This window comes from Limnothrix sp. FACHB-1083 (assembly GCF_014696485.1).
Classification (GTDB): domain Bacteria; phylum Cyanobacteriota; class Cyanobacteriia; order CACIAM-69d; family CACIAM-69d; genus CACIAM-69d.
Genome location: NZ_JACJQD010000028.1, coordinates 1 through 14088, shown reverse-complemented (window position 1 = coordinate 14088; position 14088 = coordinate 1). Strand labels below are relative to the sequence as shown.

General features: G+C 52.4%; 15 protein-coding genes. 7 read left to right on the top strand and 8 right to left on the bottom strand.

All coding sequences use genetic code 11. The annotated features are described in order from the left end of the window. Positions 1 to 95 precede the first annotated feature (95 nt). The gene (locus H6F46_RS18950; protein WP_190356299.1) at positions 96 to 197 is read right to left on the bottom strand and encodes an element excision factor XisH family protein; all 102 of its coding nucleotides are present in this window, start codon (positions 195 to 197) and stop codon (positions 96 to 98) included. Between the two features lie 85 nt (positions 198 to 282). Further along, the gene (locus H6F46_RS18945) at positions 283 to 648 is read right to left on the bottom strand and encodes a helix-turn-helix domain-containing protein (RefSeq protein ID WP_190356300.1); all 366 of its coding nucleotides are present in this window, start codon (positions 646 to 648) and stop codon (positions 283 to 285) included. Between the two features lie 126 nt (positions 649 to 774). Between H6F46_RS18945 and H6F46_RS18940 the strand changes: the two genes are divergently transcribed. Next, complete coding sequence (locus H6F46_RS18940; protein WP_190356301.1) at positions 775 to 1335, top strand: cupin domain-containing protein; 561 nt, start codon at positions 775 to 777, stop codon at positions 1333 to 1335. 213 nt (positions 1336 to 1548) lie between these two features. On the opposite strand, the gene H6F46_RS18935 is transcribed toward H6F46_RS18940, so the two are convergent. After that, entirely contained in the window at positions 1549 to 2049 is a 501-nt protein-coding gene (locus H6F46_RS18935) for a hypothetical protein (RefSeq protein ID WP_190356302.1), read from the bottom strand. A 489-nt stretch (positions 2050 to 2538) separates the two neighbouring features. Between H6F46_RS18935 and H6F46_RS18930 the strand changes: the two genes are divergently transcribed. The 6 genes from H6F46_RS18930 to H6F46_RS18905 all read left to right on the top strand — a co-directional run bounded on the left by H6F46_RS18930 (position 2539) and on the right by H6F46_RS18905 (position 9838). Continuing rightward, positions 2539 to 3573 carry a bifunctional heptose 7-phosphate kinase/heptose 1-phosphate adenyltransferase gene (locus tag H6F46_RS18930; protein ID WP_190356303.1) on the top strand — a complete coding sequence of 345 codons (1035 nt, stop codon included), beginning with the start codon at positions 2539 to 2541 and terminating at the stop codon, positions 3571 to 3573. 109 nt (positions 3574 to 3682) lie between these two features. After that, a complete protein-coding gene (rfbB, locus tag H6F46_RS18925) occupies positions 3683 to 4798 on the top strand; it encodes a dTDP-glucose 4,6-dehydratase (RefSeq protein WP_190356304.1) in 1116 nt (371 codons plus the stop codon). A gap of 100 nt (positions 4799 to 4898) precedes the next feature. Next, complete coding sequence (locus H6F46_RS18920; protein WP_190356305.1) at positions 4899 to 5579, top strand: hypothetical protein; 681 nt, start codon at positions 4899 to 4901, stop codon at positions 5577 to 5579. A gap of 310 nt (positions 5580 to 5889) precedes the next feature. Further along, the gene (locus H6F46_RS18915; RefSeq protein ID WP_190356306.1) at positions 5890 to 7650 is read left to right on the top strand and encodes a VWA domain-containing protein; all 1761 of its coding nucleotides are present in this window, start codon (positions 5890 to 5892) and stop codon (positions 7648 to 7650) included. An 80-nt stretch (positions 7651 to 7730) separates the two neighbouring features. After that, positions 7731 to 8150: a hypothetical protein gene (locus H6F46_RS18910; protein WP_190356307.1), complete on the top strand. Its 420-nt coding sequence runs from the start codon at positions 7731 to 7733 to the stop codon at positions 8148 to 8150. A gap of 320 nt (positions 8151 to 8470) precedes the next feature. Beyond that, positions 8471 to 9838 carry a Fic family protein gene (locus H6F46_RS18905; RefSeq protein ID WP_190356308.1) on the top strand — a complete coding sequence of 456 codons (1368 nt, stop codon included), beginning with the start codon at positions 8471 to 8473 and terminating at the stop codon, positions 9836 to 9838. A 6-nt stretch (positions 9839 to 9844) separates the two neighbouring features. On the opposite strand, the gene H6F46_RS18900 is transcribed toward H6F46_RS18905, so the two are convergent. The 5 genes from H6F46_RS18900 to H6F46_RS18880 form a co-directional block, all read right to left on the bottom strand. Then, entirely contained in the window at positions 9845 to 11647 is a 1803-nt protein-coding gene (locus H6F46_RS18900) for a proline--tRNA ligase (RefSeq protein ID WP_190356309.1), read from the bottom strand. A 96-nt stretch (positions 11648 to 11743) separates the two neighbouring features. Then, on the bottom strand, positions 11744 to 12211 hold the full coding sequence (locus H6F46_RS18895; RefSeq protein ID WP_190356310.1) for a hypothetical protein: 468 nt from the start codon (positions 12209 to 12211) through the stop codon (positions 11744 to 11746). A gap of 101 nt (positions 12212 to 12312) precedes the next feature. Next, positions 12313 to 13032, bottom strand: a complete 720-nt coding sequence (locus H6F46_RS18890; RefSeq protein WP_190356311.1) for a ferritin-like domain-containing protein — start codon at positions 13030 to 13032, stop codon at positions 12313 to 12315. A 12-nt stretch (positions 13033 to 13044) separates the two neighbouring features. Further along, positions 13045 to 13758, bottom strand: a complete 714-nt coding sequence (locus H6F46_RS18885; protein WP_190405025.1) for a hypothetical protein — start codon at positions 13756 to 13758, stop codon at positions 13045 to 13047. A 44-nt stretch (positions 13759 to 13802) separates the two neighbouring features. After that, a partial coding sequence (locus tag H6F46_RS18880) for a transposase (RefSeq protein ID WP_242027764.1) occupies positions 13803 to 14088 on the bottom strand: 286 nt, incomplete at its 5' end.

Sequence of the window (14088 nt, the reverse complement as noted above, 5' to 3'; positions counted from 1 at the left end):
TGAGAATAGGTTTGACGATTTGAGAGAATGAGCGTAACATTGGTGTATTACTTTTTGATTGTTTGGGGTAAGAATTACATCTTCTTACCCCTTTTTTATAACCTGAATCTGTCATTCAACACTTCTGGTGTAATCGTCCATCCTTCTTTATTTAAGCCATGTTTAACGGCTTCGTGAAATTGGTCTTTGCGCGACATGACGTTCTTCAGTCTTTATAGTGTTACAGAAGTGGTCAGATTCAAACTATAGAGCACCTATGACTGATGCGAATTAGCCGCAGGCTCAATCTGAATTAGCGGAACTTGAATCTAAAGCATCCGGTAGGCGAGCTTCAGGAAATTGTTTCAGGCCCCAGCGAGCGATCGAGCGCAGCACAGGACGCAAACTTTCGCCCGCCTCCGTAAGTTGGTAATTCATGCGGCGAGTGTGATTGCTGTAGGGCTGTTTGGTAATCAGCCCCAGGGCTTCCAGAGACTTCAGGCGGCTGGCCAAAATATTGGTGGAAATTCCCTCGGGCGATTCCAAAAACTCCTCAAAGCGCTGCTTACCAAAAAACAGCATGTCCCGAATGACCAGCAGCGTCCACCGATCGCCCAGGAGATCCAGCGTACAGGCGATCGGGCAGTGAGATCGGTGGTCAACCGCCATAGCACAAGGCTCCAAAATTCATTCCCGTTCAGGAATTTACAACTTTTTCAAGTCTCCCTTGCATTTTACAAGTAACCCTGTTAGTTTGATTTTGACTTGCAACTTGCAACTTAAAAGTTAATCGCCATGTACCACGCCCCATCCAACACCCAACCCACAGCCCAGACCGGCCCAGACTTTGCCGTGACCCACGCGGGGCCGCTTGCCAACCTCGAACAGTTCACCTTTACCCTCAACCTGGGCGATCGATCGCTGCCAACGCCTGGAAAACTGTTCTTGAAGGATTTACTAGGGTTAACCGGGGCAGAAATTTCTGTTAATAGCCTTTCGCCCAAAGAGTCGCTGCTTTTCTATCACAAGCATCAGCAAAATGAAGAGGTTTATCTCTTTTTGGCGGGGGAGGGAGAATTTCAAGTCAATAACTGGGTTTTTCCAGTCCAAGAAGGCAGCTTTGTGCGGGTCAGTCCCGATGGTGAACGCTGTTTGCGTAATCGATCGCCCGTCGATCGCCTAGTTTGGATTGTGGTACAGGTGCGTGCTCAGTCCTATTCCTCGGGGAGCACCACGGAGGATGGAATCATGGTTCCCAAGCGGGTGAGTTGGATGGGCAAACAGGTGCTTAGCCCTGATAAAGTTCCAACGCCTCAACAAGGGCTAGATTCTGCACAAGGTGACCGTGGAGCTTAGAAAAATTCAGCTACCCAGCGTTTACCGAGTGTTAACAAAGGCAATCCATTTCCAGCGATCGGGCGATCGCAAGCACAATCACAGAACAGGAATCTTGTTGGACGATCGATCCATCAACAGAGAAAGGCAATCAAGCGCAATCCCCTAACGTTGCTCCACCATCCAACAAGTTTTTCATCTCAAACTCAATCGACTTACACACTAACCAATACACTACTTACCGGCACAGTAGGTATTCACTTCCTTGACCAAGGCGCTTTCGTCCTTTGCCGCCGTTTCTCCCATCTTGCTGGCCCCGGTCACATCTTCCTGCAATTGCTTCAGCCGCTTCAAGCTTTCAGGACTCGGCTTTTTCGTCTTTTCCATTTCCTCCAATGCGCCGCCCACTTTGCTGGAAGCGGTGCTCAAGTCCGAATAGATTTTGACAAACCGTCCCTGAAAACCCTTCAGGGTCTCATCGGCCACTTCCACAGCCCCAATTTCTGTCGATAAGCCACTCAGATCCGTGGACAGTTTCTTCATCGCCGGGGCATCCATCCCCTTAATGCTGGAGCTGATCTGCTGCCCTTTGTTCACAACGGCAATCAGCTTATTGCATTGGGCGACTTTGCTTTCGCCACAACCCACCAAAGCTAAGGACAGCACCGCAGAAGCGGCCACTAATCGCCCAGCAGATAGGGATTGACCAAGGCGATGAATCAGGGTGAAAGACATGGGTAAAACACTCCTCAAATGGAAGTCATTTTGAATGATCTAAAAAATCAGCCAGTTGCGCTAGCCACGAAACCCAAAGCTTATCAAAATTTTCGGAAATTAACACAGTTGACAAGCACGATTCTGATTATCCACAATCAATCACCACAAGAAATTGAATGATGATTGATGTTTCGATTCAGTCAAGTCTTGATCGCAAGAAATTGTTTCCTGAGGTTGATGAATTTTGAAGAATTTGGATCTAATCAGAGTTCCGTCTTAGGTTGCGCAATTCCCGACGGAATACGAATTGGTTGTTCACGAAAACCAGCAACCCATCACTCAAGAACCATGGCTAGCCGTTAAAGGAATCGGTCTTTTTTATTTTTATTACCTCTACGAACACGCTCAACTGCTCGCAGAGTCTTTGAATGAATGGAATGTGGTTTCAGCAGTGATCCTGATGTGCTGATAGCCTATTCTATGCTTGCGATCGTAACCTTGCCCCCTATGACTTTTGATCCAGACTTCATGCCGTTGTTGCGCCGATCGACCGATCGACTCTTGACCCTGATCGATCGCTTCGGGGAAGCGCAGGTGTTGGTGGTGGGCGATCTGACCTTGGATGAGTTTCTGACGGGATATGTGGAACGAATTTCCCGAGAAGCGCCAGTGCCGATCATCCGTCACGAACGAACGCGCCAAGTGCCCGGCGGCGGGGCCAATGCGGTCTATAACCTAGCTAAGCTCGGGGCAAACGTCCAGGTTGCTGGCTTTTTGGGGGACGATGTGCAGGGGCTGGCCATGCGTCAAATCTTTGAGGCGGCGGGCATTGACACCACCGGGGCGCTGGTGGAAGCGGCGCGACCCACGGTGACGAAAACCCGGATTTCGGCCCACTCGCGCCAGTCCGTGACCCAACAGATCGTCCGGTTCGATCGCAAATCTGACGATCCCCCCACAGCGGCCGACTGCGATCGCCTGGCTGAGTTTGTGGCCGATCGCGCCCCCAAGGCCCAAGCGGTGGTCTGCTCCGACTACGGCGATGGGGTGTTTTCCAGCGGCGTAATCCAAGCGGCCCTGACCGGCCAGCCGGTGATCGTTGATGCCCAAAAGGAACTCACCCGCTACCGGGGAGCCACGTGGTTTACGCCCAACCTGCCGGAAGCGGAACAGGAAGCGGGCTTTGGCATCACCGATCAAGAGAGTTTACTGAAGGCGGGGGCAACGCTGCTGGCCAAAACCGAGGCGGAATACGTTTTGATCACCTGTGGCGAGTCGGGAATGAGCTTGTTTGGGCGATCGGGCGACGTGTCCCACATTCCCGCCTTCAACCGGGCGGAGGTGTTTGATGTGACCGGCGCGGGCGACACGGTGGTGGCGGCCCTGACCTTGGGCTATGTGCTGGGGGCCACGCCCTGGGAAGCAGCGGTGCTGGGCAACCTGGCCGCCAGCCTGGTCGTCCGCCACATCGGTACAGCTACCACCAGCCGAGATGAGATGAAACGGGCCTTGAAAGCTATGCTCGATCGCGACAGCCAGTAGGGGCGCACGGCCGTGCGCCCTTAGGGCAAGGATCGGCGATCGACCTGGGTTGAAGGAATCGCCTGACTGAAGAATCTGAATTCATTGCTCGCACAGTTTGCACGAATCTATGACTGACTCGATCGCCCGTTCCCCTCGCCGCATCATCATCACGGGTGGTGCGGGCTTCATTGGTTCCAACTTTGTCCGCCATTGGTGCGATCGCTATCCGGGCGATCGGGTGGTGGTGCTCGATGCCCTGACCTACGCGGGCAACCGGGCCACCTTGGCCGATCTCGAAGCAGCCAATCGCCTGCGGTTTGTCCAAGGCGACATCACCGATCGCGCCTTGATCGATCAACTCCTGAGCGAAGAGCAAATCGACACGATCGCCCACTTCGCCGCCGAATCCCACGTCGATCGCTCCATCCTCGGCCCCGGTGCATTTGTGCAAACCAACGTGGTCGGCACTTTCACCCTCCTCGAAGCCTTCCGTCAACATTGGCTAGCGGCGGGCAAACCGGCCGATTGGCGATTCCTGCATGTGTCCACCGATGAGGTCTACGGCTCCCTGGGCGAAGACGATCCCGCCTTCAGCGAAACCACACCCTACGCGCCCAACAGCCCCTATTCCGCCTCCAAGGCCGGCAGCGACCACCTGGCCCGCGCCTACTTCCACACCTACGGGATGCCGACGATCATCACCAACTGCTCGAATAACTACGGCCCCTACCATTTCCCGGAAAAGCTGATCCCCTTGATGTGCATCAACATCCTGCTGGGCAAGCCGCTGCCGGTCTATGGCGATGGGCAAAACATCCGCGATTGGCTCTATGTGGAAGATCACTGCGGCGGGATTGATGCGGCAATCCACAAGGGCCAACCGGGTGAAGCCTACAACATTGGCGGCAACAACGAGGTGCGGAACCTGGACTTGGTGAAGTTGCTGTGCGCGCTGATGGATGAGCTGGCCCCGCAGCATGGCTGGAACCTGCCCCAGCAGCCCAGTAGCAGCCTGATTACCTTCGTGACCGATCGCCCCGGCCACGATCGCCGCTATGCGATCAATGCCGAAAAAATCCGCACGGAGCTGGGTTGGGAACCCTCCGTCACGGTCGAGGAGGGATTGCGCCGCACGGTCACTTGGTATTTGACGAATCGCAGTTGGTGGGAACCGCTGCTCTCGGCCGATTACCAAACCTATTACCAAAAAATGTACGATCGCCGCCCGGAAGCAGTGGGTTAATCGTGGGCGCAAGGGGCGATCGCCCCGTTAACCCCAACACAATCTGGATCGGTTAGCCTAGGTAGCAAGTCCTGCGACCCTCACAATCCCCTTGCTGCTTATGCCGATCAGCCCCAATCCGTTGCTGGCTCACCCGTCTCAACCCACCCTGCGATCGCTCCCCCAAACCTATGGGGTGATTGGCCTGAGCGCAGGCGGTTGGGCGGGTTTGTTGTTGTGGCTGGGGTTGCGGCCGGTGGTGTGGCTCGGTGGTTCGATCGCCGCGCTGATCATGCTGGGCTGGTGGGCGCTGGAAGTGCGGCGGCTACCAGTCCCCAAGGCCAGCGAAGACTTGCTGGACTCGGCGGGGCTAAATCACCAGCTTTTAGCTCTGGAATCCCTGGGGGGGCAGTCGGAAACTGCCCAGCGCCTTTGGGCAACGGTGGTGCAAGAAATGCAATCGCTGCGGGTGGCAGCGGCGGACATCGCCCAGCGAGATTCGTCCCTGGTGCCGGATTTATACGAGGCGATCGTGACGGGACTGGGGTTAGCCGAGCAGGCCATGAAAGCCACGGCGGCGATCGAAACGGTGCAAACGGCTGCCTACCGCGAGCGGGCACGCAGTCAGCAACAGGAGGCGATCGGCCGTTTGAAAGCTGCTTGCATGGCCATGACCGAATTACGGGATAGCTTGGTGCTCGGGGCGATCGCCACCCAAGAAGGGCAATCATCCTTGCCGGCCCGCTTGAGCCTGATCGTTGAGGACAATCGAGCAGCGCTTCAACGACAATCCCCGTCGTGATATTGTGCTGCGCGAAATTCGATCGCTAACCACCCCATTGGCTCCCGTGCTCAATTCGGATTGGTTCACCCATGGAAGATGCACAGAGTAGGATGCTAGTTTTCCAAAAGCACTGAAAACTCAGTCAAAAAACCAGCAGAAAACCCAATACCCGATTCAGCCCAACATTTGTACTTTGAGCAAGACATCATCAATTTTTGAGACGTGAATTGGACGTGAATTGATAGTCGTCATTCTGCAAGCTTTCAGCCATTTTTTGATCAATTGCCATTCATTGGGATATCGATTTTAGGAATTTTGAGACCAGCCTATGCTGTTTAAACGCCGCCGACTGCCCAAACGACAATTATGGTCAATTGTTTTTGCGATTAGTGCTTGCATTACGGTTTTGACAGCCTGTTTAAGCGGTGGTATTTCTGAGGCCAAAAGCTTTGATGACGCTGTGAATATCCTAAGCAGTCAAGTGCTGCCCAAAATCACAGTCCAAGATGAGTTGGTGAGCGACGCAGCGGCAGCTCGTTACTCGATCGAAGGCATTACCGATCCATTGCCAGATCTGGCCGATTTTCCGGTTTTTGCAGCCAAACCCACAGGCAACTCCGAAATTTATGTGGAGATTTTTGGCTCCACTGAAAAGTCCAATGCTGAACGCACTGATAGTCGTTGGTTGGTGGATGTGGCGGAAGCATTCAATCAAAAAAATGTGGCGATCGGGGGCAAGCCCGTGCGCGTGGGGGTGCGTCGCATTGACTCCGGAGCAGGGATGCGACTGCTGGCAGCGGGCCAAGCCCAACCAGCAGCCTATTCACCCTCTAATAATCTCTGGCTAGCACTGTTGCAAGAGAGCGGCGTGGCTTTTGAGCCAGTTGCCGATCGCCTCTTACCCAACTCGATCGGCTTTGTGTTGCGGGGCGAGATTTATCAACAATTAGCCGCTGCTGGCCCCGTCACCTTTGACAGTATTTTGAATGCGATCGCCGCTGGTAAAATCACAATTGGCTATCCCAATCCCTATCGCAGCTCGGTAGCTTTGAATTTGATGTATTCGTTGTTTTGGCGAGCCGCAGGTCGCGATCAAGCAGGCGGATTGCTCACCGAGCAAGATATCCAATCCCAACAGGTGGCCTCGGTCTTTGAGCAGTTTCAAAAACAAGTGCTGATTGCCACCAACACTTCACCGGAACTACAGGATATTTTCTTGCGGGATAAATCGACCCTGCAAGCTTTTCCGCTGGAATATCAAAATTATCAAACCATCCAAAAAATGCCGGGGTTTGAGCAAACCAAATTTGTGCCCCTCGGCTTGCCCCACACCAATCCCTTGGTGAGCTTCGCTTGGACAACGCCTGACCAAAAAGCAGCACTCCAGGCCTTCGCCGAGTTTGCGCGATCGCCCGAAATGCAGAAGCTGGCCACAGAAACAGGCTTTGTGGAAACGGACTATACCAAGGCGGGTAAATTCCCCCCGGTCAATCCTTCAGGCAAAATTTTGAAAGCGATTCAAGCCCAATGGAAGCGGGGCAAAGACGTAGGCAAAACGGTCTATTTGATGACCGTGGTTGACACCAGTGGCTCCATGGATGGTGAACCCCTGAAAGCAGTGCAAGAGGGGCTAAAAGCCGCCACAACCCAAATTAATTCGGGTAACCAAGTGGGGCTGGTCACCTTTAGCGATCAGGTGGTGCGGCGGCTGGCCTTGGCACCGTTCGATCGCCTACAACATCAAAAATTCTTAGCAGCCATTGAAAGCCTGAGAGCCGATGGTGGCACAGCCATGTATGACGGCTTAATGGTGGCTTTGAATGAGTTGGTCGCCAAAAAGAAAACCGATCCGAATGGTCGTTTTTACGTGATTGTGTTGAGCGATGGGGACTCGAACGCGGGCTTTAAGTTGCCGGATGTCAAAAGCATCATTGCTCAGAGTGGCATTCGGGTTTATCCGATCGCCTATGGCGAGGTGGATAAAAACCAATTAGAAGCGATCGCGGCCCTGCGGGAATCCAGTGTGCAAACGGGCGATCCTAAAACGGTTCGTGACCTTCTCAAAGGCCTCTTTGAAACCAATCTCTAGTGGTGTCAGTAATCAGGATTGATCGGGTCAAATCTTGATCAATAGGTCGGTTCCCTCGACTGAATGGAAGAACAAGTCACATGAAATCGATCGACTGGGCATTTTTGAGAACGCTCGCAGTAGGAATCGGCAGCTTTGGTTTAGTGGGTGGGGCGATCGCCTGGATTTTTCCCCCCGCGCGAGTGGCAATCGTGGTCGATCGTGCCTTTTGCGCCCCCAACCAGTGGCAACTCACAACTGCAGCCTACCGCGATCGCTACCAAGCTCATCAACAGAAAGCCATGGTCATTGAGCGGGTCATTTTAGTTGGCGACTTGGGCGAGGAGCGCTTGGCCCAACTACCCACGCCGGAGGATTTTGCTCGGATCGCCACCTTTGGTCGATCGAATGCTGCGGTCTTAAATCAATGGCAGCAAACCAATTCTCTGCCACCCGAATTCCAAGGTCTCCGCATCGAACTACTCCGATGCGGTCTGAATCAACCGCCCCAGTCCCCGTAGGTACTTGTTGACATTCTCCCCAGCCTCAAGGCGTTGTGCCTAAGTCTCGTTTCAGGCCAACCGTGTCATGCTCCGTGGTTGAGTTCGAGCGATCGTCACAGGGCTTCGGCGATTTTGGTTTGTAGCGTGCTGACCAACTCGGCGATCGACCCACAATCAAAACGCAAAAATCATAAAATGAGTTTACAAACGGACAGCAACACTCAAACTATCCTAATTAGGGCAAGACTAGCGCTTTAGACCTCAAATCTAAAGACCTTTCTACCTTGCGACTATGTTTAAAACTCAAAAATAATTTTTTGCGGTCAACGAGTCGAGCAATGGGCAGAATCAGGACACCACGAACCTTTGAGCAACTCAGCGCAGCTATTCCCTTCGAGCAATGGTCGCCCCTGCTTCCGCGCTATGGCGTGATTGATGAACAAGGCCGCTATCTGCATTGGAATGACTTTCAGTGGCGCGTTCAGCCCGGTGACGATGCACAAGCCGCTTGGCTAGCAACCAAATGGTCTAGAAGGGTGAACAGTGATGAAATTCCGATCTTGGCGGCTGAAGATGATTCTTGCTTTCAGTTTTGTATGCCTAATTCGCTACTAGCGCGACTGCATACGATCGACTGTATGACTGGGATTAATGCCAAAGTCGGCAATGCTAATGTGAGTGTTCATCCTACTGAAAAACATAGTTATCTTGTCAAAAGCCTGATCCAAGAAGAAGCGATCACTTCATCGCAATTAGAAGGTGCTTCGACCACCCGCGCCGCTGCCAAGGAGATGCTCGAAAAAGAATTGGCTCCTAAAGATAAATCTCAACAAATGATTCTCAATAATTATTTGTTGATGAAGAAAGTTTTTGAAAGAAGGAATGAACCATTGTCAATTGACTTCATTCAGGAGCTACATTTCATTGCCACTGACCGTGCTATCGAAAACCAGGCAGTTCCTGGGCAATTTAGAACAGATGATCAGATTTTTATTACTGATCAATATCAAAATAATGTCTTTCATCCGCCCGACTGGCAAACGATTCCTGACCGATTAGAGGAGCTTTGTATCTTTGCTAATCGTGATCATGGCGTGAACAACCTCAACAGCTTTATTCATCCTATGATTAAAGCGATCATGTTGCACTTTATGTTGGCCTATACTCACCCCTTCGGCGATGGGAATGGTCGCACTGCCCGCGCACTGTTTTATTGGAGTGTGCTGAGGTCAGGCTATGACGTTTTTGAATATATTTCCATTAGCAAATTTATTCAGTCCAAGCGTGGTGACTACGACAAAGCGTTTATCTATACGGAAACCGATGACTTTGATTTGACCTATTTTCTTTATAACCAAACGGAAACAATCATCAAAGCAATCCAAGCTTTGCATGACTATTTGGAACGCAAGCAACGAGAATTTTATGAATTTATGGGCTGGATCGATCACAGCCCGATCGCCAAGACCCTGAAACGCGGTCATTTGGAAATTTTAAAAGCAGCTTTCAAGCAACCCGGTCGGGAATTTACCGCCAAGCAAACGGCTGCGGAATTTGGCATTAGCGAAAATACGGCCCGCAGCTATCTGAATCGATTGGTGGCTCAGGATTTGTTGATTGAGGCGCGATCGAAGGTGGAAAAATCAACCGTTTACATCGCGCCCGCCAATCTACCGACCCGCTTGCAATTGACCGGTTTGCCCTAGCGATCGCTATGCCTGCAAGGCTTCGGTGATTTTGGTTTGCAACGTGCTGACCAACTCCGCGATCGCCACTTCTTCGGCCGTGCCCGTGGCGCGGGTCACTAGCTCCACCTTGCCTTGGGCGATCGCCCGGCCCGTCACCACCCGGAACGGAATTCCGATCAAGTCCGCATCCTTGAACTTCACACCGGCCCGCTCTTCCCGATCGTCCAGGATCGTTTCGATGCCCGCTGCATTTAGGTCGCTGTAGAGCTGCTGGGCGATCGCCATTTGGTTTTCGTCCGCAATGTTGGGAACCGTCACGATCGCTTGGTACGGGGCGATCGCCACGGGCCAAATCACGCCGTTTTTGTCGTGGGACTGTTCCACCGCCGCCTGGGCAATCCGCGACACCCCCACGCCATAGCAGCCCATCCAAAAGGGCTGGCTCTCGCCGGATTCCGTCGTGAAGGCCGCGCCCATGGCCTGGGAATATTTCAACCCCAGTTGGAAAATGTGGCCGGCTTCAATGCCCCGGGCCGATTGCAGGATTTGCGAGGAGTCATGCACCGCCCGATCGCCCGGCCGCGCCAAGTCCAGCTCCACCACTTCCGGCAGTTTGTATTGAGCGCCCCAGTTCGCCCCCACCACGTGATAGCCCGGTTGATTCGCGCCGGTTACGAAGTTTTGGAGCTGGCTGGCGTTCGGATCCACGAGCCGCAGGAATTGGGGAGCCGTGTCCTTGGCCTGGGCGATGTGGTCGTCGCTCAAGTCCGGTGCGATGTAGCCCAGGGGCAAGGGTTTGGCGGCCCAGGCGGCTTGGGCATCCGCATCGGGCACTTTCAGGGCCAGCACCTTCGTGCCGCCGTAGTTCGGGGCCCGCTGGGTGATTGCGTTGAACAGCTTCACCTCGTTCACGTCCCGATCGCCCCGAATGCTAATCAACACCAGCACTCGCTTGCCGTTATCCAGCACGGCTTCATAGAGCACGTTCTTGACCACCTGGGTCGGGTCGCACTTCAGCGCCTCGCACAACCGGGCGATCGTGGTAGTGTCCGGTGTTTCCAGGGTTTCAAAACTCGTAAAGGGCGAGGGAACCGCATCCACCGGCTGCGACACGGCTTTTTCCACGTTGGCGGCGTACTGCTCATCTTCCGTGAACAGAATTTCGTCTTCGCCCGTGTCTGCCAGGATCATAAATTCCTGGGAGGCGCTGCCCCCGATCGCCCCGGAATCCGCCTGCACCGGCCGGAACTTCAGGCCACAGCGGCGCAGCATATTCCGATAGGCCTGATCCATCGCGTCGTAGGTTTCTTTCAGGCTTTCGGGCGACGTGTGGAAGGAATAGGCATCCTTCATGATGAATTCGCGACCCCGCAGCAGGCCAAAGCGCGGGCGAATTTCATCGCGGAATTTGGTTTGAATTTGATACAAATTCACCGGTAGTTGGCGATAGGAACGGATCAGCTCCTTGGCCACGGTGGTGATCACTTCCTCGTGGGTGGGCCCGAGCATCAGCTCCCGATCATGGCGATCGCTCAGGGTAAAGGCGATTCCTTCTGCTTTGTACACATCCCAGCGGCCCGACTCCTGCCACAATTCCGCCGGTTGCAATTGCGGCAGCAGGCATTCTTGCGCGCCCGTCGCGTCCATTTCCTCGCGCACAATCTGCGACACCTTTTGCAGCACGCGCCACATCAGGGGCAAATAAGCATAAATCCCGCTACCGATTTGGCGGATATAGCCCGCACGCAGCAACAGCTTGTGGCTGGTGACAACGGCTTCGGCGGGGTCTTCACGAAGGGTGACGAACAGGGCTTGGGACAGACGCATAAAACAGCCAGGAGCAATGCACAGTCCAGAATATCGCAGTTGGGGCGATCGGGCAGGGCGATCGCCCCAGAAGCCGACGGGCCGCAGCCAGTTTCACTAGAAATTCAGACCGATTCCAGATTGCCCCAACTCAGCAGCATTCGGTTGTTCAAGACGAAATTCATCTTGAATTCGGCAAACTACTTGATAACTTTTAGGAGGCGAAATGGGCAAAGCGCGTAAGTACAAAAAAGCGGCTTGAGCGCCAGATTCCAGCAACAAAACAAGATCGGTTTCGGGGTTATAGCTGTCAACGGCTTGCAAGATGTGACCATTAATATGGTGATGATTCAAAATAACCGTGTCAGGAAAGGCTAGCCAAGCATTTAAAAATGCTGCGAGCCGTGACCTCACAACATAATGGGTGCGAAATGTTTCTCCTGCAATATTGAGTTGCGGTGAATTCAAGCTACAAATAACTGCACCTCGTCCTCCCGCCAGATAATTACTCCAGGCGTTATATCCCAGAGCAATTAAATTTGTGGCAACAAAGGACTCCTGCCAATCAGAAGAAGATGTCGCCATACAAAAACTCCAATTCGTTACAACTTCAGATTAAAAACCATGGTCAAAAAAGCTGGAAAATACGATTGTCAGTAACAGAACCCAAGCCACTGCCTGACCGGCTATCGATAACTCGGCAGGGCATCGTTAGCAATTTCAAAAAATGCAGGCTGAATCGCGCGGCGGGTTTCTACCAAATCAGAAGCACCTTGATAGAGCAAACTATCTGATGCATCCAACCAACGTTGAGGCTTCCCAGAGCGTCCTGCTTCAGGAATTCGCAAGCCATCAACAAGCCAACCAACGGTATCTCTTCTGAGACGGTCTAAGGAACTGCTGTAGGTCAATCCCAGATCATGAGCTATTTGGCGATGCACAGCCGCATGGACAGACTCATCACCAGAAATATCGCCCGAGATGATTCCTAAACCCACACCACCAAACATCCGAAGCAAGGGCAAAATCACAAAGAAAACAGAATTTTCTAATACAAAGGCCTTAACCAGCGGGTGATCAGGATGATTAATCCATTGCTGGTGAATTTGCTTGGCTGTTTCTTCATCTCTATCTGTCGTTAATTGATAGATTTGAGCGGCCATGCCTAATACTTTGTCGTGCCGTTCCTCGTCCAGAATATTAGAGCGCAGACATTCAACTGCTGTTGCTGGAAGTGTCGTTTTACCCAAAGCATCGTCTAGCCATTCCGCCACTTCTAATTCAAGAATGCGCAGAGCCAAGGCCCGCCCCAAAACTTGATCTGCCCCCGGCACTGTATTCATTTTTTCGCCACAAGTGGGTGTCCAAGAGCGCTTACGAGCTAATTGTTCAGTGTAAAAGTCCATCAGAAGTCCTTTCTATTCAGCACAAGCAACACATTCGTCGGCCGCCAGATCGCAAGTGACCTGTTTCTGTTGAATGATGGTTTTATCAAGGGCAACCTGCTGACGGACTGGTAATCGATAGTAGGTTGTCCAGAGAGCCGATCGCATCCATTGTTCTAGGAAAGCTTGATCAATTACCTGGGTATCCCAAACGTTAAAGGATATCGAGTGAGCCTGTCCCGTCGCTTCCATACTTTGCTGCCAACAATTGGCCAATCGGAAATAGTCCTCATACCCCACTTCTGAGGCAATTTCTACTCGGGGATGATGATCATAGGTTTGAATCCCAAAAACGCCACTGTAGCGATCAACTTCACAGGCGATCGGGGGGCTAATTTCCGGTGTTGTTGTGTAGCCGTCGCGATCAACATAGCGATAAGCACAGGAAGCCGTTGGCGCAATTGTTAGACTGCGCTCCATTCCCTTTTTTCGGGCCCAAGCCGCAGCGCGATCGAACCCTTCAATCAGGCTGCCCACTAATCGATCGGCCTTGGTTTGATTTTTGGTGTAATCGATCGGCCGCAGGCGCAATTCCCAAGCTTCAACTAACTCATGATAAGTAATCCCTTCGATCGCCAAAAGCGATGCCAAGCCGATTACCCCCAACCCCACCTGTCGATCGTGTTCGGGCGATCGATAAAGGCCGCTCTCACCCACACCAGTCACAGGGTGAATTGCACAGAGCATCTTCATACCCAGAAGTGTTGAATCTAAACACAAAACTTCATATTCTAGGCAACAAGAGTTTCTGGCAGTAAATCATAGCTCCAATGACTGATTGAGCCATAGCGACCGAGTACAACTTGCAAATATCGCAATTTATCTAGTAGCGTCTGACTATAGAATTGCGGCAATTCTATTAACTGCAAGATGGCATAAGCAATTAAGACCATGTAGATCTGTATTGCTACGCCATTTTGATTTTTCGTAATGAGCTGATCTAATTTTAAATGCATCTTTAAGAACTTCCATAGCAACTCAATCTGCCAGCGCTTTCGATACAGTTCTCCAATCTCT